The 22,115-nt window shown below is 60.0% G+C and carries 23 protein-coding genes; 6 read left to right on the top strand and 17 right to left on the bottom strand.

From position 1 onward, the window contains the following. The first annotated feature begins 219 nt into the window (after positions 1 to 219). Positions 220 to 1,320, top strand: a complete 1,101-nt coding sequence (locus tag Q0526_RS09455; protein WP_298732875.1) for a mannonate dehydratase — start codon at positions 220 to 222, stop codon at positions 1,318 to 1,320. A gap of 300 nt (positions 1,321 to 1,620) precedes the next feature. On the opposite strand, the gene Q0526_RS09450 is transcribed toward Q0526_RS09455, so the two are convergent. The 9 genes from Q0526_RS09450 to Q0526_RS09410 all read right to left on the bottom strand — a co-directional run bounded on the left by Q0526_RS09450 (position 1,621) and on the right by Q0526_RS09410 (position 10,292). Next, positions 1,621 to 2,085: a hypothetical protein gene (locus Q0526_RS09450; protein WP_298732873.1), complete on the bottom strand. Its 465-nt coding sequence runs from the start codon at positions 2,083 to 2,085 to the stop codon at positions 1,621 to 1,623. Between the two features lie 26 nt (positions 2,086 to 2,111). Beyond that, complete coding sequence (locus Q0526_RS09445) at positions 2,112 to 2,543, bottom strand: hypothetical protein (RefSeq protein WP_298732871.1); 432 nt, start codon at positions 2,541 to 2,543, stop codon at positions 2,112 to 2,114. A 217-nt stretch (positions 2,544 to 2,760) separates the two neighbouring features. Further along, the gene (locus Q0526_RS09440) at positions 2,761 to 3,495 is read right to left on the bottom strand and encodes a biotin--[acetyl-CoA-carboxylase] ligase (RefSeq protein WP_298732869.1); all 735 of its coding nucleotides are present in this window, start codon (positions 3,493 to 3,495) and stop codon (positions 2,761 to 2,763) included. Beyond that, positions 3,492 to 3,986, bottom strand: a complete 495-nt coding sequence (locus Q0526_RS09435; RefSeq protein ID WP_298732867.1) for a metallophosphoesterase family protein — start codon at positions 3,984 to 3,986, stop codon at positions 3,492 to 3,494. Before Q0526_RS09435 ends, Q0526_RS09440 begins: the two co-directional genes overlap by 4 nt. A gap of 59 nt (positions 3,987 to 4,045) precedes the next feature. Then, positions 4,046 to 4,882, bottom strand: coding sequence for a 16S rRNA (cytidine(1402)-2'-O)-methyltransferase (gene rsmI, locus Q0526_RS09430; protein WP_298732865.1), 837 nt, complete (start codon positions 4,880 to 4,882; stop codon positions 4,046 to 4,048). 236 nt (positions 4,883 to 5,118) lie between these two features. Next, positions 5,119 to 5,403, bottom strand: coding sequence for an acylphosphatase (locus tag Q0526_RS09425; protein ID WP_298732863.1), 285 nt, complete (start codon positions 5,401 to 5,403; stop codon positions 5,119 to 5,121). Continuing rightward, positions 5,400 to 7,985 (bottom strand): heavy metal translocating P-type ATPase, encoded by a 2,586-nt coding sequence (locus Q0526_RS09420; protein ID WP_298732861.1) that lies wholly within the window; start codon positions 7,983 to 7,985, stop codon positions 5,400 to 5,402. The genes Q0526_RS09425 and Q0526_RS09420 overlap by 4 nt, the downstream gene beginning before the upstream one ends. 91 nt (positions 7,986 to 8,076) lie before the next feature. Further along, complete coding sequence (gene gluQRS, locus Q0526_RS09415; RefSeq protein ID WP_298732859.1) at positions 8,077 to 8,997, bottom strand: tRNA glutamyl-Q(34) synthetase GluQRS; 921 nt, start codon at positions 8,995 to 8,997, stop codon at positions 8,077 to 8,079. Next, positions 8,994 to 10,292, bottom strand: coding sequence for a M18 family aminopeptidase (locus tag Q0526_RS09410; RefSeq protein ID WP_298732857.1), 1,299 nt, complete (start codon positions 10,290 to 10,292; stop codon positions 8,994 to 8,996). Before Q0526_RS09410 ends, gluQRS begins: the two co-directional genes overlap by 4 nt. Before the next feature lie 183 nt (positions 10,293 to 10,475). Between Q0526_RS09410 and Q0526_RS09405 the strand changes: the two genes are divergently transcribed. Then, the gene (locus tag Q0526_RS09405) at positions 10,476 to 10,862 is read left to right on the top strand and encodes a winged helix-turn-helix transcriptional regulator (protein ID WP_366522075.1); all 387 of its coding nucleotides are present in this window, start codon (positions 10,476 to 10,478) and stop codon (positions 10,860 to 10,862) included. A gap of 13 nt (positions 10,863 to 10,875) precedes the next feature. Continuing rightward, positions 10,876 to 11,424: a hypothetical protein gene (locus Q0526_RS09400; RefSeq protein WP_298732855.1), complete on the top strand. Its 549-nt coding sequence runs from the start codon at positions 10,876 to 10,878 to the stop codon at positions 11,422 to 11,424. Between the two features lie 206 nt (positions 11,425 to 11,630). Here Q0526_RS09400 and Q0526_RS09395 read toward each other — a convergent pair whose 3' ends face one another. Continuing rightward, positions 11,631 to 12,212: a hypothetical protein gene (locus Q0526_RS09395; protein ID WP_298732853.1), complete on the bottom strand. Its 582-nt coding sequence runs from the start codon at positions 12,210 to 12,212 to the stop codon at positions 11,631 to 11,633. Positions 12,213 to 12,349: 137 nt separating this feature from the next. Between Q0526_RS09395 and Q0526_RS09390 the strand changes: the two genes are divergently transcribed. After that, complete coding sequence (locus Q0526_RS09390) at positions 12,350 to 12,565, top strand: helix-turn-helix transcriptional regulator (RefSeq protein WP_298732851.1); 216 nt, start codon at positions 12,350 to 12,352, stop codon at positions 12,563 to 12,565. A 285-nt stretch (positions 12,566 to 12,850) separates the two neighbouring features. Here the strand turns inward: Q0526_RS09390 and Q0526_RS09385 are convergent, their stop codons facing one another. Next, positions 12,851 to 14,566, bottom strand: a complete 1,716-nt coding sequence (locus Q0526_RS09385) for an ammonium transporter (protein ID WP_298732849.1) — start codon at positions 14,564 to 14,566, stop codon at positions 12,851 to 12,853. Between the two features lie 524 nt (positions 14,567 to 15,090). Between Q0526_RS09385 and Q0526_RS09380 the strand changes: the two genes are divergently transcribed. After that, positions 15,091 to 15,504, top strand: coding sequence for an OadG family transporter subunit (locus Q0526_RS09380; RefSeq protein WP_298732847.1), 414 nt, complete (start codon positions 15,091 to 15,093; stop codon positions 15,502 to 15,504). A gap of 12 nt (positions 15,505 to 15,516) precedes the next feature. Further along, positions 15,517 to 16,707 carry a sodium ion-translocating decarboxylase subunit beta gene (locus tag Q0526_RS09375; protein ID WP_298732845.1) on the top strand — a complete coding sequence of 397 codons (1,191 nt, stop codon included), beginning with the start codon at positions 15,517 to 15,519 and terminating at the stop codon, positions 16,705 to 16,707. Between the two features lie 373 nt (positions 16,708 to 17,080). Here the strand turns inward: Q0526_RS09375 and Q0526_RS09370 are convergent, their stop codons facing one another. From Q0526_RS09370 to Q0526_RS18815, 6 genes are all read right to left on the bottom strand, one after another. Next, entirely contained in the window at positions 17,081 to 18,025 is a 945-nt protein-coding gene (locus Q0526_RS09370; RefSeq protein WP_298732843.1) for an alpha/beta fold hydrolase, read from the bottom strand. A 570-nt stretch (positions 18,026 to 18,595) separates the two neighbouring features. Beyond that, positions 18,596 to 19,696 carry an RNA-binding cell elongation regulator Jag/EloR gene (gene jag / locus Q0526_RS09365; protein ID WP_298732841.1) on the bottom strand — a complete coding sequence of 367 codons (1,101 nt, stop codon included), beginning with the start codon at positions 19,694 to 19,696 and terminating at the stop codon, positions 18,596 to 18,598. A gap of 12 nt (positions 19,697 to 19,708) precedes the next feature. Then, a complete protein-coding gene (locus Q0526_RS09360; protein ID WP_298732839.1) occupies positions 19,709 to 20,728 on the bottom strand; it encodes a YidC/Oxa1 family membrane protein insertase in 1,020 nt (339 codons plus the stop codon). Positions 20,729 to 21,294: 566 nt separating this feature from the next. Next, complete coding sequence (gene yidD, locus Q0526_RS09355; RefSeq protein WP_298732837.1) at positions 21,295 to 21,549, bottom strand: membrane protein insertion efficiency factor YidD; 255 nt, start codon at positions 21,547 to 21,549, stop codon at positions 21,295 to 21,297. After that, complete coding sequence (gene rnpA / locus Q0526_RS09350; protein WP_298732835.1) at positions 21,546 to 21,926, bottom strand: ribonuclease P protein component; 381 nt, start codon at positions 21,924 to 21,926, stop codon at positions 21,546 to 21,548. Before rnpA ends, yidD begins: the two co-directional genes overlap by 4 nt. Before the next feature lie 135 nt (positions 21,927 to 22,061). Further along, positions 22,062 to 22,115, bottom strand: a 54-nt coding sequence (locus tag Q0526_RS18815; protein WP_366522076.1) for a 50S ribosomal protein L34, incomplete at its 5' end; no start/stop codon positions are given.

Here is a 22,115-nt window from a genome sequence, read left to right as displayed (position 1 = left end):
CAGGGGAGCTGGATGCGCCGCAGGCGCAGACTGAGGGGTCTTACTTTCCCTCTTGCACCACCCCTGCCGGGAAAATCGCCCCTTTCCGTCGGCTGTAGGGGCGGCCTGCAGGCCGCCCGGACGGGCTCGGCCACACCGCCCGTTGCCGGTCTGCGTTTCGTTTTTTTCACCCACAACACAAAACCCCAACACCACAAACCAACAAGGAGGACACCCCTTATGAAAATGAAAATGGGCTGGCGCTGGTACGGCGAAGGCAACGACCCCATCACGCTGGACGACATCCGGCAGATCCCCGGCGTCGAGAGCATCGTCTGGGCGCTGCACGACAAAATGCCCGGCGAAGTCTGGCAGGAGGACGAGATCAAGAAGGTCGTGGACCTGATCCATTCCAAGGGCTTTTCCGCCGAAGTGGTCGAGAGCGTCAACGTCCATGACGACATCAAGATCGGCCTGCCCACCCGCGACCAGTACATCGAAAACTACAAACAGTGCATCCGCAACCTGTCCAAATACGGCGTGAAGGTCATCTGCTACAACTTCATGCCCATCTTTGACTGGACCCGCACCGACCTGTTCCACCCGGTGGGCGACGGTTCCACGGCGCTGTTCTACCAGAAGGACATGATTCAGGACGACTACAAGGCGATGGCCGATTACATCATGAGCTTCACCGAGAAGTATCACATGACCTTCCCGGGCTGGGAGCCGGAGCGTATGGCCAAGCTGGACGAGCTGTTCAAGGCCTATGCCCCCGTCACCAAGGAGAAGCTGTGGGATAACCTGAAGTATTTCCTGGAAGCGATCATGCCCACCTGCCGGGAGTGCGATGTCAAAATGGCGATCCATCAGGACGATCCGCCGTGGGACATCTTCGGTCTGCCCCGTCTGCTGATCAACGCCGAGGCCATCGACCGGTTCCTGACCATGGTGGACGATCCGTACAACTGCCTGACGCTCTGCTCCGGCAGCCTGAACGGCAACCCCAACAACAACGTGGCCGCCATCGCCCGCAAGCACAGCGACCGCATCCCCTTTGCCCACGTTCGCAACATCCATCACTTCCCCAACGGCGACTTCAGCGAGGCCGCCCATCGTGATTGCTGTGGCGAGACCGGCATCATCGAGATCCTGCGCGCCCTGCATGACGGCGGCCACGATCTGGTGATCCGTCCCGACCACGGCCGTCAGCTGTGGGAGGAAGGTCCCGGCAACTGCCGTCCCGGCTACGGCAAGTATGACCGTGCCCTCGGCACCCAGTATATGCTGGGCGTCTGGGATCTGCTGGACCGTCTGGACGAAGAGAAAGCCAAGAGCTGATCTCTTGTTCCTTCTTTGCAAAGAAGGAACCGAAGAAATTCCAAATAAAAATCCCCCGCAGGGAATCTCCCTGCGGGGGATTTTTGTATAGAGTTCTTTTGGTTCTTTTCCGGGTGCAGCGGGCCAGACAACGGTGCCAGAATGCTCGCTGCCGGGCACAGCCGCAAGGAAGGAGGGCGCAGCCATACTGTATGTATGGCAAACCCGAGTGACACAGCGGATGGGCCTCGGCAGCAGAGCAGAACGGTGCCGAGGGCTGGCTCCGCTGCGCCCGAAGCAAGAAAAGAATAAGGTTGTCCGTCAGATGCGGCTGCGTCCTTCGCAAAAGCGCAGCGTCCGCTGCTGGGTGAAGGCAAAGGTCTGGTCCTTCAGCACGCTGTCGAGGTGGTTGCCCACCGAGGGGCAGTCATGGCAGACCGCCTGATAGCAGTCCAGATACCGGTACTCAATATCCACCCCGTAGGGGTACCCATCGCAGGGCCGTTCGGCGGACCCGTCCGCCACCGTATAGGTCCGGGTAATGTCGGTGGTCTCGGCCCCGCAGTACGGGCAGGTCACCTGCGTGGGGTTTTCCAAGCCCAACGTGGTACGGTGGTTTTTCCGCGCCCCCTGCACCGTGACCGTGTAGGCCCGCGTCACCGGAACTTCCCCGTCAGGCTGGGGCCCGGCAGCCGTTTCCAAGGCCGCGGCCCCCGGCGCCAGCATCGCCAGCATCACCGCCGCCGCGATCATCGCCAGCCAGCTCATTTTCTTTCTTCCGGTCATTGTCGGTCCCTTCCTTTCTTGGGTTTTCAGGATGTCCAGCCGTGGCAGACCATGGCCCGGATACCTTCCACAGTCTGGCCGGGGTCGGTGTAGCCGCAGGCGGCACACTGCCAGTCATAGGTCAGCGAGAGCTTGTACACCGCATCGGTCCCGTTGACCATGCTGCGGCAGGGCTGTTCTTCCACCGGCAGTTCCTCGCTGGACACCAGTACCCCCTGCAGGACTTCGCCGCAGTCCGGGCAAAGCACCGGGTCCTCGGCTTCCAGCGTCTGGGCCAGCGTTTCTTCCGGCGTGTCGGTGGGTTCCCCGTGATACACCACCGCCGCTGTTTCGGCCGTGGAAGTCGCCGGTTCTTCCCTTTCCGGGGCCGACGACGACCCGGCCGGAGCCCCGGCTGTGCAGCCCCCCAACAACCCGGCTGCCAGCACCGCCGTGCAGCATACAAGAATCGTTTTCATCGTAGTACCCTCCTTTTTTCGGGAATCGGCTATGCCCGCTTCTCTACCCTAAGCATACCAAACCCCTTTATATTTGTCAATAAAAACTATGTTCCTTCTTTGCAAAGAAGGAACCGAAGAAACTCCAAACAAAAATCCCCCACAGGGTTAGATACCCTGTGGGGGATTTTTAGTTAGAGTTCTTTTGGTTCTTTTCTTGCAAGAAAAGAACAGAGTCTTACACGGCGCCGTAGATGCCCTGCACCGACACTTCGCCGGTAAAGACCCGGACGGTACCGTCCTCGCCTTCCACGATCAAGCGTCCTTCCTCATCCACATCGGTGGCGACGCCCGCGCCGCCGTCGTAGGTCACCCGGCGTCCCAGATTCACGCACCGGGCCTTGTACCGTTCCCGGTAGGGGGCAAACCCCTCCACCTCGTAGGTATACAGTTCCCGGTCAAAGCCGAAATCCGTCATATACTGGGCCAGCCATTCGGGGTCCATTTCCAGATCCACCGGCACGCCCTGCAACGCCAGACTGGTGCCGTGGGGCAGCCCCGCCGCGTCGAAATAGGCTTGGTCCTGCGCCAGATTGATACCGATGCCCGACAGTACGCTGTGTCCGTCGGGGGCGCCTTCACAAAGGATGCCCACCACCTTTTTGCCGTTGAGCAGCAGGTCGTTGGGCCATTTGATCTGGCACTGGACGCCATAGCGCTGTTCCAGCGCATCCGCCACCGCCAAGCTGGAAAAGAGCGGCAGGGTGGAAGGCTGTACCAGCGGCGTTTTCAGCACCACCGTATAATACAGGGCCTTGCCGGGGGCATCGATCCACTGCCGGCCCAACCGTCCCCGGCCTGCGGTCTGGCTGGTGGCATACACCGCCCCGATAGGCCCAAACTCCTCCAGATGCGCCTTGGCCCAGGTATTGGTGCTGTCCACTTCCGGCACAAAACGTACACTCTCGTTCAAAATTCCGGCACCCTCTTCCATCCAAAGGAACATTCCCCGTCCACGATCTCAATGACGCCGTAACTGGCGCTGTCCCGCAGACTGCCCGGGTTAAACACCGTGGCCGCCGTACCCGGATACCGGGTCAGCTCCTTCACATGGGTGTGGCCGAAGAGGGCCACATCGGCGCCCCGTTCCCCGGCGCACTGGGCCAGCCGCTCGCTGCCCGACTTGACACTGTAATGGTGGCCGTGGGTGTAAAAGAAGAGCACCCCGCCAAAAGGCGCCATTCCCTCGGTGGGTTCGGGGTATCCCGCGTCGCAGTTGCCCGCCACCCGGTAGATGGGATAAGGCACCGGCGTCTTGCGCAGTTCCAGCGCAGCGTTCAGGTCATACAATCCGTCGCCCAAAAAAAACAGGGCGTCGGCACTCTCGTTTTGCAGCACCCAGCGCAGGTCGCGCAGACGGCCATGCACATCGCTGACAACAAGGATCTTGGTGGTATCGGACATGGACTATTTTCCTTTCTGGAAAAATCAGAATTGCTTCTTAGCAGGGGCGGTCCGCCCCGTTATTCTTGGGCGATCAAGGCTTTGTAGATCTCTCCCTTGGAGAAGGGGGTACCGGCTGCCGCCTGTTTGGCCGCCGCCGAGGGCGGTGTTCCCCCCGCCAGCAGGGCACGGGCCGCGGCCACCACATCCTCCTTGGTGGGGGCGGCGTCCGCCACAGCCGCCGGGTCGGCCCCGGCTACCACCAGCACATACTCGCCCCGGGGGTCGTTTTCCCGGTAAAAGGCCACCGCTTCGCCCAAGGTGGTCTTGACGATTTCTTCATGGAGCTTGGTCAGTTCCCGGCAAAGGCTTACCGGCCGGTCCGGGCCGAAAGCCGCCGTCAGGTCGTCCAGCGTGGTGCGCAGCTTGTGGGGGGCTTCGTACAGCAGGATGGTCCGGGTCTCGCCCTGCAAGGCCGCCAACCGTTCCCGCCGCTCCCGCTTGGGCACCGGCAAAAATCCTTCAAAGACAAAGCGGGCGGTGGGCTGGCCGCTGGCCGCCAACGCCGTGATGCAGGCCGATGCCCCCGGCACCGGCACCACCCGGATGCCCCGGGCATGGGCTTCGGCCACGATCTGCTCGCCGGGGTCGCTGATGCAGGGCATGCCCGCGTCGCTGCAAAGGGCGCAGTCCTCCCCCGCCTGGATGCGCTGCAAAATCGCCTCGCCGTGGTGCAGGGCGTGTTCATAGTAGCTGACCATCGGCTTTTTCAGCCCCAGATGGTTGAGCAGCCGCAGGGTCACACGGGTATCCTCGGCAGCCACAAAATCCACCGCGCCAAAGGTCGCCGCCACCCGGGGCGGCATATCGTCCAGATTGCCGATGGGCGTCGCCACCAGATACAAAGTCCCCGCCAAACCAAGGCCCCCTTTACTGCAAAATGGGTACGGTGGGCCGCTCCTTTTCGGCGCGGCATTTCCCCACTGTACACACTGTCTTATGTTCTATTATACCGAACCTGTGCGTCGTTGGCAAGCACTTCCCGGCCCGGAAAAATGCCCCTTACCCAAAAACGGACGGGAATCTTCCCGTCCGTTTTTCTTTGGAGTTTCTGCTTCCTTCTTTGCAAAGAAGGAACAAACCGTTCCCCACTTTACTCGCCGCTGCGCTCCGAGAATCCGTACTCCTGCTCTTTCAGCGGCAGATTTTCCACCGTCATGCCCTCGATGCGGGCCCAGCGGTTGGTATGTTCGATCAAAGGGATCAGCTTATCCAGTTTGGCGGCGTCGCCCTGGGCTTCCAGCGTCACGCTGCCGTCCCAGTTGTTGGCCACCCAGCCGGTCAGTTCCAATTTTTGGGCGGCGCAGCAGGCAAAATACCGGAACCCCACGCCCTGCACGCGGCCGGTAAACCGCCAGCGCCGACGAACGGTTTTCATCCCTCGATACCGGTCACGGTGTAGTCTTTCGCCTCCACGGCCGCCTGCAGGTCGGCGTCCGCCACCGGCTGGGAAAGGCTGACCACCGCGGTGCCGGCTTCGTGGCTGACGACGGCAGCTTCCACCCCGTCCAGCGCCTCCAGCGCCTTCTTGACGGTGGCTTCGCAGTGGGCACACATCATGCCCTCGATATGGATGGTCTTTTTCATAACGGGTACCTCCTGTTGGATAGGCTCTGCCGGGCAAGCAGCCGGGCAGGCAGCGGGCCGGGCCGGGGGTTCTTCCCGGGGCGGGGCCTTGTGTTTGGGCGGAGCATCGTGGTCGGCGTTGCGGGGGTCAAAGGTATTGAGCCGCAAGGCGTTGGTGACCACACAGACGCTGGACAGACTCATGGCTGCCGAGGCGATCATGGGGTTGAGGGTGATGCCCAGCCCCGTAAAGACGCCCGCGGCCAGCGGGATGCAGATGGCGTTGTAGAAGAACGCCCAGAAGAGATTTTCGTGGATGTTGCGCACCACCGCCCGGGAAAGCCGCACCGCCGCGGGCACGTCGGCCAAGTCGCTGCGGACCAGCACCACGTCGGCGGCGTCCAGCGCCACGTCGGCCCCGGCGCCGATGGCAATGCCGGTCTCGGCCCGGGTCAGGGCGGGGGCGTCGTTGATGCCGTCGCCCACCATGGCCACCCGGCCCCCGGCCTGATGGCGGCGGACTTCGGCCTCTTTACCGGCGGGCAGCACCCCTGCCACCACATGGTCGGCGTCCAGCCCCACCATCGACCCGATGTGCCGGGCGGTGGCGGCGTTGTCCCCGGTGAGAAGCACCACGTTCAGGCCCAGAGCTTTCATCTGGGCGATGGCCCCCGCCGAGGTCTTTTTGACCACGTCGGACACACCGATGACACCCGCCGGGCTGCCCGCCAGCGAGAAGTAGAGTGGGGTAATGCCGTTCTGGCTCATCTGCTGTCCGGCCTCTTCCAAGTCGGGGGGCAGGACACAGGTTTCCCGGATGAAGTCGGCGTTGCCGCCGGCGATGACCTTGCCGGCCACCTTACCCCGCAGGCCCTTGCCGGGCACGGCGGTAAAGTCCGCCACGGCGGTGTACTTGATCTTTTCTTCCTCGGCCCGCTGCAAGATGGCCCGGGCCAAGGGGTGTTCGCTGCGCAGTTCCAGCCCAGCCGCCATGCTGAGGAGGAACTTTTCCGGCACGCGGCGGGTGCCTACGATCTGCACCACGCTGGGTTCGCCGGTGGTGATGGTGCCGGTCTTATCCAGCAGCACCGTGTCGGTGTAGCCGGTGGTTTCCAGACTGGCGGCAGTCTTAAAGAGGATGCCATGCTTGGCGCCCACGCCGCTGCCCACCATGATGGCCACGGGGGTGGCCAGACCCAAGGCGCAGGGGCAGCTAATGACCAGCACCGAGATGCCCCGGGCCAGCGCATAGGGGAAGGTCTGGCCCAGCAGCAGCCAGACAAGGAAGGTCACAGCGGCAATGGCCATGACGGCGGGCACAAACACGCCGGACACCTTGTCGGCGGTTTTGGCCAAGGGGGCCTTGGTGGCGGCGGCGTCCCGTACCAGCCGGATAACTTGGGAGAGGGTGGTATCCTGCCCCACCCGTTCGGCGCGGCAGGTCAAAGCGCCGTTCTGGTTGATGGTGGCGGCGCTGACGGGGGAACCGGGGAACTTATCCACCGGCATGCTCTCGCCGGTGAGGGCGGCCTCGTTGACACTGGACACACCCTCGGCCACCGTGCCGTCCACCGGGATGGACTCGCCGGGCTTGACGAGGAAGAGATCCCCCACCGCCACTTCGCTGACCGGCACCGTCACCGGTTTGCCGTTCCGCAGCACGGTGGCGGTCTGGGGGGCCAGCTCCATCAGGCTTTTCAGGGCGTCGGTGGTGCGGCCCTTGCTGTATGCCTCCAAGGTCTTGCCCACCGTGATCAGGGTCAAAATCATAGCGGCGGATTCAAAATACAGGTCGTGGCGGTATTGCAGCACCGTCCCCTCGTCCCCCGACGCCAACCCGGCGCCGATCATGATGAGGGCAAAGACACCGTAGGCCAAAGCTGCCCCCGCCCCCAAGGACACCAGCGTGTCCATGCCGGGGGCTTTGGTGCGCAGCCCGTTCCAGCCGCTGACAAAGAAGGCCCGGTTGATCCAGCAGACCGGCAGGGTCAGGCCCAACTGCAAAAGGCCGTAGACCAGCGCCCCCGGACCGGCCCCCTCCAAGAAGGGGGGCAGCGGCAGGCCGATCATATGCCCCATGGACAGGTACATCAGGGGCACCAAAAAGCACAGGCTGTGGATCAGCCGTTTTTTCAGGCGTGGGGTCTCGGTATCGTCCAAGGCGGCGTCCATCGTATCGTCGGCAAGGGCGGCGCCGTAGCCGGCGGATTCCACCGCCCGGCAGATGCGGGCTTGCAGTTTGGCTTCCTCGACGCCGGGGGCGGGCTGGACCTGCATGGAATTGGTCAGCAGACTGACCGAAACCGACTGCACGCCGGGCACCGCCGCCACGGCTTTTTCCACATGACTGGCACAAGCCGCACAGCTCATGCCGGTGATTTCATAGCGTTGCATGGTGGAGAACTCCTTTATTCGTGCTGGTGAACGGCAGCGGGCCACACAGGGCGCTGCCGGGGAATGTTGTTTTCGCCGCCCCTTTCCCACATTAAAACAGCTTTTCCGGCAAAAGGATGTCGTGTTTTGGCACTTTGGCCCAATCGAAGGTCTGGGCCAGCGCCGCCGGGGTGGTGGGACGGGGGGACTCCTGCAAGCCGCAGGCAAAGGCCAGCTTGCCGATGATTTCTTCCGGGGCATACTTGGCCCGCAGATGTTCCAAACTTTGGTCGCCGTCCCGTTTGGAGAGCCGCCGTCCGTCGGCGGCCAGCAGCAGGGGCAGGTGGTAGAACTGGGGGGCTTGCAGGCCCAGCTCCCGATAGAGCCAGAGCTGTCGGGGGGTGCTGCTGAGCAGGTCGGCCCCCCGCACCACTTCAGTGACGCCCATCAGGGCATCGTCCACCACCACCGCCAGTTGGTAGGCAAAAACGCCGTCCGCCCGGCGCAGGTAAAAGTCCCCGCAATCCCGGGCCAGATTTTCGGCGTAGGGGCCCAGATGCCCGTCGGTGAAGGCGATCTTCTCGTCGGGGACCCGGACCCGCCAAGCGGGGGCACGGGTCTTGGCCTTTTCGGCCACCTGTTCGGGGGTCAGGTTCCGGCAGGTCCCGGCATAGAGCACCTGCCCGTCACTGCGGTGGGGGGCACTGGCGGCATGGAGCTGGCTGCGGCTGCAAAAGCAGGGATAGACCATCCCCCGCCGTTCCAGTTCCTTATAATAGTGCAGGTAAATTTCGGACCGCTCGCTCTGGTAGACCGGGGGCTCCGGCCCGTCGGCGGAAAGGCCCAGCCAAGCCAGATCCTCCACGATGGCGTCGGCAAAATGCCGGGGGCACCGCAGCGTGTCCAGATCCTCGATGCGAAGCAGTACCTGCCCGCCCTTGCTTTTGGCCGAAAGCCAAGCCAGCAGGCAGCAGAGCAAATTGCCCAAGTGCATCCGCCCGCTGGGGCTGGGGGCATATCGTCCGGTGATCATGCTAAGGTATAGACGCCGTCACCCAGCGCCCGCAGATGCACCCGGTAGAAAGCCGCCACCGCCTGCACCATGGCGTTGGCGTCGGACACCGCGGCGGTCTCCACAGCGGAGTGCATGGCCAACTGGGCCAGCCCGATGTCCGCCATGGGGATGGGCAGCGTATGGCTTTGCAGGTTGCCCAGCGTACTGCCGCCGGGTTCGTCGGCCCGGTTGGTAAAGACCTGCACCTTGACGCCGGCTTTTTCGCAGATGGCCCGGAAGATGCCGCCGCTGAGGGCGTTGGTGGTGTATTTTTGGCTGGCGTTGTATTTCAGCACCACGCCGCCGCCCAGCCGCACCGGGGCCGCGGGGTCGCTCTTGGCCGCAAAGTTGGGGTGGGTGGCGTGGCCGTTGTCGGCGCTGAGCATAAAGCTGTTGGCCAGCGCCCGGTGTTCCATCTGGGCGCTGTGGGGGATGGCTTCCAAGATGCGGTCCAGCACGTCCCGCAAAAAGCTGCTCTCGGCGCCCTGCCGGCTGGAGGAACCTACCTCCTCGTTGTCCAGCATGGCCCACACCGGGGCGCAGGCGCTGTCGGTGTCGGCCGCCGCGTCGATAAAGCCCAGCAGCGTGGTGGCGGCGCACTCCAAGTCGTCGATGCGGGGGGCCATAAAGTATTCCCCATCCGGCCCGATGACGGTGGGCGCCTGCCGGGTCACGAGCTGCAGATCTTGGTCGAGGATCTCCTCCGGGCGCACACCCAGTTCCTCACAGACCAAGTCGGTCAGGGTACGGCCCGCTTCGGGACCCCACAGGGGCTGCATGTCGATCTGGGGGTTGTACTCGTGGCCCTTGTTGACCTGCCGCTGCATATGGATGGCCAAGGACGGAATGACCAGCAGGTCCCGGTCAAGATGGACCAGCCGGGTCTCGACCCCATCCTCGGTGCGAAGCAGCACCCGGCCCGCCACCGTCAGGGGACGATCCAGCCAGGTGGCCATGTTCATGCCGCCGTAGCCTTCCACGCTCAGGCGGCGGCAGCCGTCGTTGGTCACGGCGTCGGACTTGATCTTCCAGCCCGGCGCATCGCTGTGGCTGGCGGTGATCCGCCACCCTCCGATGGCATGGTCGGGGATCCGCCACGCTACCACCGCCGAGCCGCCCCGGACCAGATAGTAGCCTTTGCCGGGTTCCAAATTCCAGTAATCGGCTTCTTCCAGCCGGGTAAAACCGGCGGCGTCCAGCCAAGCGGCGGCGGTGGCCGCCGCGTGATAGGGGGTCACGCCCTCCTGTAAAAACTCAAAAATATCATCGATCATACGTCGTTTTCTCCCTCATATTCCTCGGTCCGCGTCAAAGGCGGGCCGTTCTGTTATCATTCTACCGCAAACGTCAAAGGCGGGCAAGTTGCAAAATGGAAAAATTCTTTTATACTTAGTATACAGGCACTGGTCGTTTTGACAAGTACGCACTTTTTGGAAACCACAGGAGGTGGGCAAACGATGCATCCCAATCAGGATTGCAACTGCCGCTATGCGGATGTCGGCTGCGACAAGATGGAAGCGGTGATGGACCGCATCAGCGGCAAATGGAAGATGCGCATTTTATTTATGGTAGGCGCCCACGGCACGCTGCGGTACGGCGAGCTGCGCCGCCTGCTGGAGGGCATCACCCACAAGATGCTGAGCAACCAGCTCAAGGAGTTGGCGGCGGATGGGCTGATCGAGCGGTTGGATTATCACGAAACGCCGCCCCGGGTAGAGTACCGGCTGACGGCGGACGGGCAGGACCTGATGCCGATTTTTGACGGCATGCAGGCCTACATCCGCAAACGGATGGCCGATGGGCACGAATTTTCCACCACCGGGCATACTATAAGGGAAAACTAAGGGGGCATCCACCATGGGAAAATGGGTTTGTTGTTGGTTGGCGGCGCTGTTGCTGGCGGGATGCGCCGCATCGCCGGCCGCCACGCCGGAGACCGCTGTCACGCCGGAATCGGCGCTTTCGGGGACCGCGCTGCCGGCGGGCACCCCCACGCCGGAAACCGCCACGGCCGAAACTGCCGCTTCGGCGGCGGGGGCGTTCAAGGTCCAGCAGTTGACGGTGGTGCTGAACGGCTGCATCGCCTATGAGGCGGACAGTGCCGGGGGCAGCCTGAAAACCGCCCTTGCCGCGGCGGATCTGGTGGTGTACCTGACGGGGGATTTTGTGCCCGACGACCTGCCGGGGGAGACCCAGCTCTGGCAGGAGGCTTTGAGCACCGACGACCAAGCCACCATGGACGCCAACTGGCCGCGGGTCTATCGCTGTGCCCAAGACATCTGTGCGGACCCCGCCGCCCAGCAGGGGCTGCTGGACGACGCCGGGGTGACCACCGACTTTTCCGCCATGGACCTGACCGAGGTGCCGGACCAGTTGGACGCCATGAACGAGGTGCTGACCGATTGAGGCGGCCCAGCGCTTCCCGGGAAGAGCCATTCCTTTTAGGAACGGGAAGTTTTCCACCGGGTTGTGGATAACTTTCCGGCCGATGTTCCCTCTTTGGGAGATCAGATCGGAATTTCTGCTTCCTTCTTTGCAAAGAAGGAACAAAAACAAGAGCCTTTTGCTGTACATCCTGCACAGCAAAGGCTCTTGTTCTTTATATAGATCGTTCAGTTCAACGCAAAGCCCTTGTAGTTTGCGCCTTCGATATCCGACTGGTAGAAGGTCACCGTCTCACCGTTGGGACCATAGTACTGCACATGATCCCCATACACGCCCTGTTTGTGCCAGACAGCCCGAGCGTTGTTGGTATCGTAGATAATGTCCGGCATGGAATCCAACGCCGAAACCGCGGTTTCTCCGCTGTCCATCGGTACATGGGCCACAATCGCCAACAGCAGCCGCCAGATAAACCCGGCGCCAATCAGGCAAGCCACCAGCGGCAGCATGACCTTTTGTGCCGTGGTTTCGCAGCGGCTCACAATGACCATTCCCATATATAGCAGGCAAACCACTGCGATCAGCACAGTTCCAATCATCTCTCCGGCAGAAGTATTCAGTTCCTGTCCGGTAATTGCCTTGATCAAGGTGCCGATGGATGCAATCAGCAGCATGATCCCCAACAAAATGATGTAGGATCCGCCCACACCAATGATTCCTGCCCATTTACGCCGCAACCCATTGTATCCGATGGTTCCCACCAGACACAGCGCCAGCATAATCATACCTAATACCGCAACGATGCCATCCATTTGTAAACACTCCTTTTTTCTCACAATACAACCGAGGTTTCTCGTTCTTTTTGATAACCATACGGTTATCATTTCACAATGATACCTCTTTCTTGTTGTATTGTCAAGGTATTTACGAGATATCAGGAGGAACCCTTTTGGCCTATTACCCACGCCTGCGCGATCTGCGCGAAGATCACGACCTTTCCCAGCGGCAGTTGGCGGCATTGCTGGGCATGGCACAACCCCAATACAGCCGCTACGAACAGGGTTTGCGGGATATTCCCACCCCGGTGCTGATCCAACTGGCCCGCTTATATGACACCACCACCGATTATCTTTTGGGGCTGACCAATGACCCCCGAAAACCCTAACTTTGTTATAAAAACGCATTGCAAAGAAGTCCCTCCCCGCAGAATGGACACACCGGGCGGCGGGGGTTTTCCCTTACCATCCCATTCCCGGGCTATAAAATTGGAATTTCTTCGGTTCCTTCTTTGCAAAGAAGGTGGTTCCCGCAGGATAAACACACCGGGCGGCACGGTCTTGCCTCAACTACCCATTCCCGGGCTATAAAATTGGAATTTCTTCGGTTCCTTCTTTGTAAAGAAGGAACAAAAAGGGGGCGGTCCCGGGGGACCGTCCCTTTTTCCATCGTATTATTCCACATCCTGCAAGGCGGCGTAATCCTGTTCCCCGGTGCGGACCTTGACGACCTTTGCCACATTGTAGACGAAGATCTTGCCGTCACCGATATGCCCAGTATACAATGCCTTGGTCGCCGCGTCGATGATGGTATCGACGGGGATCTTGCTGATGACGACTTCCACCTTGACCTTGGGCAGCAAGGTAGTGTCCACTTCAGCACCACGATATTTCTCGCCGCTGCCCTTTTGCAGGCCGCAGCCCATAACTTGGGTCACGGTCATGCCGGTAACGCCGACGCGGTTGAGTGCTTGCTTCAGGGCGTCGAACTTGGCTAGCTGGACGATGATGGAAACTTTGTGCATGCCGGAATCCAACTCCGCAGGCAAAGGCGCTTCTTTCTGCACCTTGACGGCGGCGGCCACCTTGGAGGGGCTGGCCTTGGTGATGTCATCCTCTCCCAGATCGGTGTTCTCGTTGACATCCAGTTCCGCGTAGGTCGCGTCGCTGATGGCAAAGCCCGCGTAAGCACTGGTCAGGCCATGTTCGTGGATGTCCAGACCGTCGATTTCTTCCTGTTCGGTCACCCGCAGGCCGATGGTTTTCTTGATGAGGGTAAAGATGATGAACATCGAAACCAGCACCCAGACCAGCACGCTGAGCAAGCCCAGCACCTGCACGCCGAAGAAGGAGAAGCCGTGGCCGTAGAAAACGCCTTGGCTGGTGGAGAAAAGACCGGTGGCCAAGGTGCCCCAAGCACCGTTGGCGCAGTGGACCGAGACAGCGCCCACAGGGTCATCGATCTTGGCCACGTTGTCGAAAAATTCTACCGAGAAGATGCAAAGGATGCCGGCCACGATGCCGATGATGGCAGCGCCGAAGGGATCGACCATGTCACAGCCGGCGGTGATGGCCACCAGACCGGCCAGCGCGCCGTTGAAGGTCAGGGAAACATCGGGTTTGCCGTAGCGGACCCAGGTGGTGATGAGGGCGGAGCAGGTAGCCAGCGCCGCCGCCAAGTTGGTGTTGAAGCAGATCAAACCGGCGGAGATCATGGTATCGTCGCCTGTCATCGATACGGTAGAGCCGCCGTTGAAGCCGAACCAGCAGAACCAGAGGATAAAGACGCCCAGCGCCATGGCGGTGAGGTTGTGGCCGGGGATGGCGCGAGCCTTGCCGTCCTTGCCGTATTTGCCGATGCGGGGCCCGAGCATCCAAGCGCCGAGGCAAGCGGTGACGCCGCCGACGAAGTGAACGGCAGTGGAACCGGCAAAGTCATGGAAGCCTAGCTGGCTGAGCCAGCCGCCGCCCCAGATCCAGTGCCCGGAGATGGGGTAGACGATGAGGCTGATGGCCGCCGAGTAGAGGCAGTAGGCACTGAACTTGGTGCGCTCGGCCATGGAGCCGGACACAATGGTGGCAGCGGTGGCGCAGAAGACGGTCTGGAACACCACATAGACCCACAGCGGCAGGCTGCCGAAGTCGTAGCTGCCCTGAATGAACGGGTCAAACCCGCCGATGAAGGCGCCGGTGCCCGCAAACATCACACCGAAGCCAACCAGCCAGAAACAAGGTGTGCCAATACAAAAGTCCATCATATTCTTCATCAGAATATTGCCGGTATTTTTGGCACGGGTCAAGCCTGCTTCACATAGGGCGAAGCCTGCCTGCATGAAAAAGACCATGAACGCCGCAACCAGTGTCCATGTAACGTCTGCCGAACTGTACATACACATAACCCCTTTCATTCCCCACAAACACAGAAAGCGCCGGGCAGATTTCTCTGCCCGGCGTCTTTGCCGTTTGTTTCGTTGCGCCTATGCTACCACAAGCTCTGCGCGGGGTCAAGCAAAAATTGCCCTTTTTACCATTTTTTGGAACGTTGCCCGTCCCCTTTCCAAGGTTTTCCACCGTTTTTAGGCAAGATGCCGAAGCAAAACTTTCTTTTCTTTTGTCAAAAGCCTTTTTTCTTCTCTTATACGCTTCTCTCTATTTATTTTCTTAAGTTTACCGTCCTGCTGCCTTTGGCTGCCCAAAGGACGCGGTTCCCCCAAAAGAGGGCGCCTTGGGCCGAAAAGGCCCGCGGTGCAGGGTTTTGGGAAAAGTCCATCCGGCAGGACGCCCAACATGTCGTGACATTTGTTAATTTTTTTGTAAAAAAATCTACCAAAAAAATGCACATTGTGATATAATACAATCAAATGTCGCTTGTACAAATTTATCCATGGTTTTAACCAAAAGGAGGAAACCTGTCATGCCCAACCTTGCATTGCTGGCGTTGGAAGCCAGCGACGGCACCGTGGTTCTGACCAGTATTGTGCTGGTCTTTGCGATGCTGGTCGCCTTGTGCCTGATTATCACGGTGGAAGGCAAAATTTTCGACAGTATGAACAAAAAGCCGGAAAAACCGCAGCCTCCCAAGGCGGATAAACCCGCCCCGAAGCCTGCGCCCAAACCGGCGGCCAAGCCGCAGGCGCCTGCCGCCAAGGCGGACAACGGCGCCATCCCCGGCGAGATCATTGCCGCCATTTCGGCAGCAGTAGCCAGCGTGATGGGTGAGGGTGCCGTGATCCACGGGATCCGCCGCGTGACGAAATCCGGTAAAGGCTCCCGCCGTGGTGCGTGGGGCGATGCGGGTGTGCGGGAGCACACCACGCCGTTCATGTAAGGAGGGCTGAAAATGGGTGCGATTTTTACCAATATTGCCGAGATTTTCGCCAACTCCGGCTGGGCGCAGATCTTTTTTGTTGAGGGCGGCTGGAAGTACGCCGTCATGTTGGCGGTAGCCTGTGTGCTGCTGTATCTGGCCATCGTCAAGCAGTTCGAGCCGCTGCTGCTGTTGCCCATCGGCTTCGGCATGCTGATGACCAACCTGCCGTTGGACGGCATTTTCCACATCGAGATCTTCCTGAACGAAACCAACCACATCAACTGGGAGATGCTGGGCAGTTCGGGCGGCATGGTGGACTACATCTACTTAGGCGTCAAGCTGGGCATCTATCCGCCGTTGATCTTCTTGGGCATCGGTACCATGACCGACTTCACCCCGCTGATTGCCCGCCCGTCCAGCCTGCTGCTGGGTGCTGCGGCTCAGTTGGGTATCTTCTTCACCTTCATTGGCGCGAAGATTCTGGGCTTCACCGGTCCCGAAGCGGCCTCCATCGGCATCATCGGCGGTGCCGACGGCCCGACCGCGATCTTCACCACCACCCGTTTGGCGCCTCATCTGTTGGGTTCCATTGCGGTGGCGGCCTACTGTTACATGGCGCTGGTGCCGGTCATTCAGCCGCCCATCATGCGTTTCCTGACTACCGAAAAAGAGCGCCAGATCGTTATGACGGCGCCCCGGCAGGTTTCTAAGACCGAGAAGATCCTCTTCCCCATCATCGTTACGATCATCGTCAGCCTGACGCTGCCCGATGCCGCCATTCTGGTGGGCTGCCTGATGATGGGCAACCTGATGAAGGAATCCGGCGTGGTGGAGCGTATCACCAAGACCGCCGGCAACGAGCTCATGAACATCATCACGATCTTCTTGGGCTTCTCGGTTGGCTGCACCACCAATGCTTCCACCTTCCTGAACCTCCAGACCGTCGAGATCATCGTCTTGGGCGTTGTGGCCTTCGGTGTGGGTACCGCAGGCGGCGTGCTGCTGGGCAAGATCATGTGCGCCGTGACCGGCGGCAAGATCAACCCGCTGATCGGTTCTGCCGGCGTGTCGGCGGTGCCGATGGCGGCCCGTGTCAGCCAGAAGGTCGGTCAGGAGTACAACCCCCGCAACTACCTGCTCATGCATGCCATGGGCCCCAACGTGGCGGGCGTTATCGGTTCTGCGGTTGCAGCCGGTATCTTGATCAACATGTTCGGTTGATTTTTCCACAAAACGCGTAAAATGTCCCGGCTGCTGCGGCAGCCGGGGCTTTTTTGTTGACACTCGTTCAATTTTACAAAATGTTCATATCAGTATCATAGTTTCTTAGCAGTTATCCTGTATTGTATTAGGCACAGGGAACCGGAGCCGCAACCGGAACCCTGGAACATGATTCCTCCTCACACCAAACCGATACCCCAAAATGCCCCCGCCCGGAGCCGCAACCGGACGGGGGCAATGCTTTTGTTCCTTCTTTGCAAAGAAGGAACCGAAGAAACTCTCATCAAAAATCCCCAGCTGGATTGTATCCAGCCGGGGATTTTTAGTCAGTGTTCTTTGGTCCCTTCTCTTCAGGAAATGAACGGCACAACCATTATCTCAATACGCTATAAAGAAAGTCCGCTGTGGTCTGCCGCAGGTCGGCGTCCAGTTGTTCATTCACGGCGGGGTCGCTGCTGGTATAGTTGTGGTCCCCCTGTACAAAGGGGTCCAGCACCACGGTGCTTTCCGGCAGGCTCTGGACGGTGGCTACCGTTTCGGTGATGGTGGTTTCGCTCAAAACTGTTTCGTTGCCGCTGTATGTCAGCAAAACCGGCAGTCCGGCTTCCCGCAAAGCGGCGTTGGGGTCGCTGTTCTGCATCCCCTGTACAAATTCAGCACTGATGTCTACCCCCCACTTGGTGGCTGTCTGCCCGCTGGACAACGCCGCGGATGCGATGGCTTCCACCTGTGCAAGGTCCCCGATGTTTAAAAATTCCAGACCCATCAGTCCGGTACCGTTGGCGGGGCTCCACAAGACCAGCGCCGATACCTGTTCATAGCCCTGCTGGGCACTGATTTGGGGGTACAGGCTGGCCAGCCGTCCGCCCATGCTGTGGCCTACCAGCGCGGTGGCACCGCGGGTGTTGTATTCTTGCTTCATGTACCCGATGACTGCATTCACGTCGGCGGCCATGTTGTCCAGCGTGTAGGCGGTGTAGGGTTCGGTGCTGTCCCCGCAGCCCGCAAAGTCTAACCGTACACTGGCAATGCCTTCTTCGGCCAGATCCTCGGCCAACGGGCCAAAATGCCCGTCACCGTCCCGGTTGCCGGTAAAACCGTGGCACAGGACCACCAACGGTACCGTATCGCCTCGGCTAAGTTTGTTGGGCATCTGCACCGTGGCGTAGATGTCGCCCCGGGGACCCGGAATTACCTCGTCCCGGGCAGCCGGTGTTTTCCACAACAGCAGGGCCAGTGCCCCCGCTGCGCAAAGCGCTAACACCGCAATGCAAAGCCATAACGTCCTCATGCCCCGGCGACGATCGTATTGCTTCATGGTCCCCTCCTTTGGGTTTGGGTTGGTTTCGTATCTTCATTAAAACCAATTCCCTGTACTTTGTCAATATCTCCTTGTTCCTTCTTTGCAAAGAAGGAACCGAAGAAATTTCAATCTTTTATCCCATGAATGGGTTCTTGTGGAAAAGTCAAAATCCCCCAATCCATTCACGCCCCGGGAAGTCCCCCCTTCTTTCCAAAACAGGAAGCAGAAATTCCAAATCTTTATCCCATACATATGCTGTTGCGGGAACCCCAAACTCCCACGGACTTGACTAAGTTATCAACAGCCTTCTCTGAAATCGTGGATAACTTTCTTCTTTTTCCCACACATCTCTCCAGAAATTTTCTCTGATCTGTCCGGTTTCTTTTTTTCCACACCGGTGTGGAAAACTATTCGGGTTTTGTCGCTCTTTTTCCTAGTCCCGATGAATGGGAGGGAGTGTCCTTTGCTTGTAAGAAAGAGCCAAGACCCTCGATATAAAACGAACCCGCAGGGGGTTTCCCTGCGGGTTCGTTTTGTATAAAGTTCTTTTGGTTCTTTTCTTACAAGCAAGAAAAGAATAAACCATCACAGTTCGATCTTGCCGAAGGCGAAGTCGTCGCCGTCGTGGATGCGCTCGACGGTTTTGGGAGCCATGGGCTGGGCGTTGGGGTCCCGGGGCGTGTCGGCAAACTCACGGCCGGGCACGCTGGATTTGGGACCATTGTACCGGCTGCCGCCTTCACGGCGGGGACCGCGGCCGCCACGGCCGCCACGACCCTCACGACGACCACCGCGACCGCCGTCACGACGGCCGCCACGGCCACCCTCACGGCGTCCGCCGCGGACGTTGCGGGCATTGTCACGGTCAGGCAGGTTGCTGGCATTGGGGTCGGTGGAATAGATCACCACGCGGCGGGCCGGGCCTTCGCCCTTGCTCTCGCTGCGCACACCCTCGATGTCCGCCACGGCGGTGTGGATGATGTGCCGCTCGTAGGGGTTCATGGGTTCCATCTCGTAGTAGCAGCCGGTGCGGATGACCCGCTCGGCAATGCGGCGGGCCAAAGCCGCCAGATCGTCTTCCCGCTTGCCGCGGTAGCCGCCCACATCCAGACCCAGCTTCACGTAGGGGCCTTCCATCCGGTTGACCACCAGGCTGGCCAGATAGGACAGGCTCTCCATCGTTCCGCCGCGGCGTCCGATCAGCGCACCCATGTGGCTGCCGCTGACCCGCAGAATGGTGGCTTCGCCCTTCTTCAGTGCCGAGAAGGTGAAGTCCTCCACCCCCATCAGCTTAAAGATCGGGGTCAGGTATTCCACAGCGGCCTGCAGCCGGGGATCGGCGTTGATGTCCAGTTCCTGCTCTTCCGCTTCCTGCGGGGCGGGCTGCTCCGCGGGCTGGGCGGGGGTTTCCTCGGCCGGAGCAGCGGCGGGGGCAACTTCCTCCACCGGGGCCGGTGCGGCCTCCACAGGGGCCTCCGGGGCGGCCTGAGGTGCTTCCACGGGGGCAGCCTCCGGCTCCTCCACCGTTACCCGCACCTTGGCCGGGATAGTTTTAAACAATTTCCGGGCCGGAAATTCCAACACTTCATAGCTGACGTTCAAATCGTCACGGTTCACACCCAGCGCTTCGCAGGCGGCCTCCACAGCGGCCTCTACGGTGCGGGCACTCATTTCAATGCTGCGCATGCTGCTCCCTCCTTAGTGTTGCAACGGCGTGGTCCGTTCATCCTTGTACAGCTCGGCTTCGCGCTTGCGCGCCAGTTCCAAACGCAGCTTGTTGGCTTCGCCGCCGGTGACTTCCTTGGTGACGGTCTGACCGTTTTCCTCAAAGGTCACTGTCTTTTTCTTTTTCTTTTCCGCGCGCTTGGCAGCCAGTTCGGCCTCATACTGGGCCTTGAATTTTTCGGGGCTGTAAATGCGGTAGGTCACAAAGCTCTGTCCAATCTGGAACAGGTTGGACACGCCGTAGTACAGCGAGAAACCGACGGGGGCATTGAAGCAGAAAGAAACAAACATCAAGTTCATGACCCACATCATGATCTTCATGCTGCCCTGCATCTGGGCGCCCATGCCGGAGAGTTTCTGGGTGAAGATGTAGCTCAGGATCATCGTCACAGCGGCGATGATGGGGAAGATGGCAATGGGGGTGAGATTAAAGCCGGGGATATCGCACATATCCATGCCGAAGAAGGTGGTGTTGAAGTTCTGGATCTCGGTGACCACGTTGGCAGGGATGATGTCGGGGCTGATGACGGCACCGCTGTGGATAGCCTGGATCAGCTGGGTCTGCATGGTGGTAGCGTTGGCAGTCGCCAGACCCAGAGCCTCGCAGGCCTGACGGACGGCGGCATCCGACACACCGAAGATGTAGTGCACGGGGTAGTACACAACGCCCAAGAAGCCGAACAGCACCAGCATGGTGAGCAGCATGGGCAGACAGCCGGCCATGGGATTAAAGCCGTGTTCCTGCTGCAGCTTCATCAGTTCTTCTTGCTGCTTTTGGGGGTTGTTTTTGTACTTTTGCTGGATCTCGTTCACCAGCGGCTGGAACACCGACATTTTGGCGGTGGACTTCTGCTGGTGAATCGCCAGCGGGAAGAGCAGCAGCTTGATGATAAGGGTGGCAACGATCATCGTTGCCGCGTAGTTGCCGATGAGGTTGTACAGTACCTTCACCAGCGGGCCCAGAATGATGGCCAGGAAGTAGAAAATTTGCATAGCATGTCCATTCTGCCCCGGCTGCGCCCGGAAGCGTGTATTTTAACGTAGGTCTTTGCCGCGCAGCGCAAAGACATGAGAGGCAATGTGATGGTCCTACTTTCTTTGCAAAGACCTACTTTCTTTGCAAAGAAAGTAGGCAAAGAAACTCCAAAAAAGTAGGAAGAAAAACTCTAAATAAAATAAAAAGAATATTACCGGGAATATAACCCAGCTCTGGTCAGGGCCCGCCTGCGACGGCGGGCAGGGTTTCAAATCGGGAGCCCGGGTGAGCTCTTTTGGTCGGCACGGGCAGTTTGGGTCGTAGAGCCGGACATCGCTGTGAAGAGCGGGAACCGTCTCGGGCGACCTCCTCGAAGCCCCGGGGGTTCTTAGGGGGCCCGCAGGCCCCATGAGCCGTGCCCCGCGCGTCGGAAGTAGCGGCGCGTTTTTCAGCCGCTTTTTGCGCGCTCAAAAAGCGGCACCGTCTGGAAGCGCATCGGTTCTGTGTTGCCCTCCGCAGTTTCTCAACTGCACTTTCCCCATTAGAAAAAAGCTACATCCCCAGGCAGCGCGAACCTCCCGGTTCACCCCCGGGTCAGCTTCCGCTTTTCATTGACCCATCGCCCTTTTTCCGGCACAGGGTCAAACCCGAACTTGCACAGGGGGTTGCAGCGCAGCAGCCGCCAGACCGTCAGGATCAATCCTTTGACCAGTCCATGGACGGCCAAAGCCTGCATGGCGTATTCGCTGCAGGTGGGCACAAACCGGCAATGATGCCCCAGATGGGGACTGATGAACCGCTTGTACCCTTGCAGCAGCGCGATGAGCAGCCGGGTCATTGTGCCGGTTCCGGGTTGTTTGGCGCCGGCGCGGCGGGTTTGGCCAGATCGGGCAGGCCCGCCTTGGCGAAGAGTTTGCCCAGCGTTTTGCTGAGCTGGGTGCTCTTCAGGTGGGGGGTCTGACCGCGCGCTACGAGTATTATATCATATCCGCCGATATTTTGCGAGAGGTGTTCGCTCAAAGCGGCGCGCATGACTCTGCGGGCGCGGTTGCGCTGCACGGCATGGCCCACTTTTTTGGTAGCAGTCAGCCCAATGCGGGTGTAGCCGACACGATTTTTGGCCACATACAGCACCACATGGGGGTGTACGTAGCTTTTGCCCCGGCCATAGACCCGGTTGTATTGCCAGTTTTTGTTTAAAACACGATAACGCATGGGCGAAACTCCACTACAATGTACAAACGGGAACCCAGCCGTGCGCGGCTGTTGCCCCCCTTTGAAAACGCTAGTTTAGAAAAAAGGGCTGCTGACCGTTTGTCAGCAACCCTTTACTTCATTCATTTCCAAAGATCAGACCGTCAGGCTCTTGCGGCCCTTGGCACGGCGGCGAGCCAGCACTTTGCG

The sequence above is a fragment of the uncultured Subdoligranulum sp. genome (genome assembly GCF_937890665.1).
This window is presented reverse-complemented; position numbering and strand designations above follow the sequence as displayed.

Excerpts from the sequence above, each read along its gene's own strand:
- Q0526_RS09445 (WP_298732871.1), bottom strand. The coding sequence starts at position 2,543 with ATGAAAACGATTCTTGTATGCTGCACGGCGGTGCTGGCAGCCGGGTTG.
- rnpA (WP_298732835.1), bottom strand. The coding sequence starts at position 21,926 with ATGCGTTATCGTGTTTTAAACAAAAACTGGCAATACAACCGGGTCTAT.
- Q0526_RS09385 (WP_298732849.1), bottom strand. The coding sequence starts at position 14,566 with ATGTACAGTTCGGCAGACGTTACATGGACACTGGTTGCGGCGTTCATG.
- Q0526_RS09400 (WP_298732855.1), top strand. The coding sequence starts at position 10,876 with ATGGGAAAATGGGTTTGTTGTTGGTTGGCGGCGCTGTTGCTGGCGGGA.
- Q0526_RS09380 (WP_298732847.1), top strand. The coding sequence starts at position 15,091 with ATGCCCAACCTTGCATTGCTGGCGTTGGAAGCCAGCGACGGCACCGTG.
- Q0526_RS09435 (WP_298732867.1), bottom strand. The coding sequence starts at position 3,986 with ATGTCCGATACCACCAAGATCCTTGTTGTCAGCGATGTGCATGGCCGT.
- Q0526_RS09420 (WP_298732861.1), bottom strand. The coding sequence starts at position 7,985 with ATGCAACGCTATGAAATCACCGGCATGAGCTGTGCGGCTTGTGCCAGT.
- Q0526_RS09370 (WP_298732843.1), bottom strand. The coding sequence starts at position 18,025 with ATGAAGCAATACGATCGTCGCCGGGGCATGAGGACGTTATGGCTTTGC.
- Q0526_RS09410 (WP_298732857.1), bottom strand. The coding sequence starts at position 10,292 with ATGATCGATGATATTTTTGAGTTTTTACAGGAGGGCGTGACCCCCTAT.
- Q0526_RS09395 (WP_298732853.1), bottom strand. The coding sequence starts at position 12,212 with ATGGATGGCATCGTTGCGGTATTAGGTATGATTATGCTGGCGCTGTGT.
- Q0526_RS09360 (WP_298732839.1), bottom strand. The coding sequence starts at position 20,728 with ATGCAAATTTTCTACTTCCTGGCCATCATTCTGGGCCCGCTGGTGAAG.
- jag (WP_298732841.1), bottom strand. The coding sequence starts at position 19,696 with ATGCGCAGCATTGAAATGAGTGCCCGCACCGTAGAGGCCGCTGTGGAG.
- gluQRS (WP_298732859.1), bottom strand. The coding sequence starts at position 8,997 with ATGATCACCGGACGATATGCCCCCAGCCCCAGCGGGCGGATGCACTTG.
- Q0526_RS09375 (WP_298732845.1), top strand. The coding sequence starts at position 15,517 with ATGGGTGCGATTTTTACCAATATTGCCGAGATTTTCGCCAACTCCGGC.
- Q0526_RS09450 (WP_298732873.1), bottom strand. The coding sequence starts at position 2,085 with ATGACCGGAAGAAAGAAAATGAGCTGGCTGGCGATGATCGCGGCGGCG.
- Q0526_RS09455 (WP_298732875.1), top strand. The coding sequence starts at position 220 with ATGAAAATGAAAATGGGCTGGCGCTGGTACGGCGAAGGCAACGACCCC.
- Q0526_RS09405 (WP_366522075.1), top strand. The coding sequence starts at position 10,476 with ATGCATCCCAATCAGGATTGCAACTGCCGCTATGCGGATGTCGGCTGC.
- yidD (WP_298732837.1), bottom strand. The coding sequence starts at position 21,549 with ATGACCCGGCTGCTCATCGCGCTGCTGCAAGGGTACAAGCGGTTCATC.
- Q0526_RS09425 (WP_298732863.1), bottom strand. The coding sequence starts at position 5,403 with ATGAAAACCGTTCGTCGGCGCTGGCGGTTTACCGGCCGCGTGCAGGGC.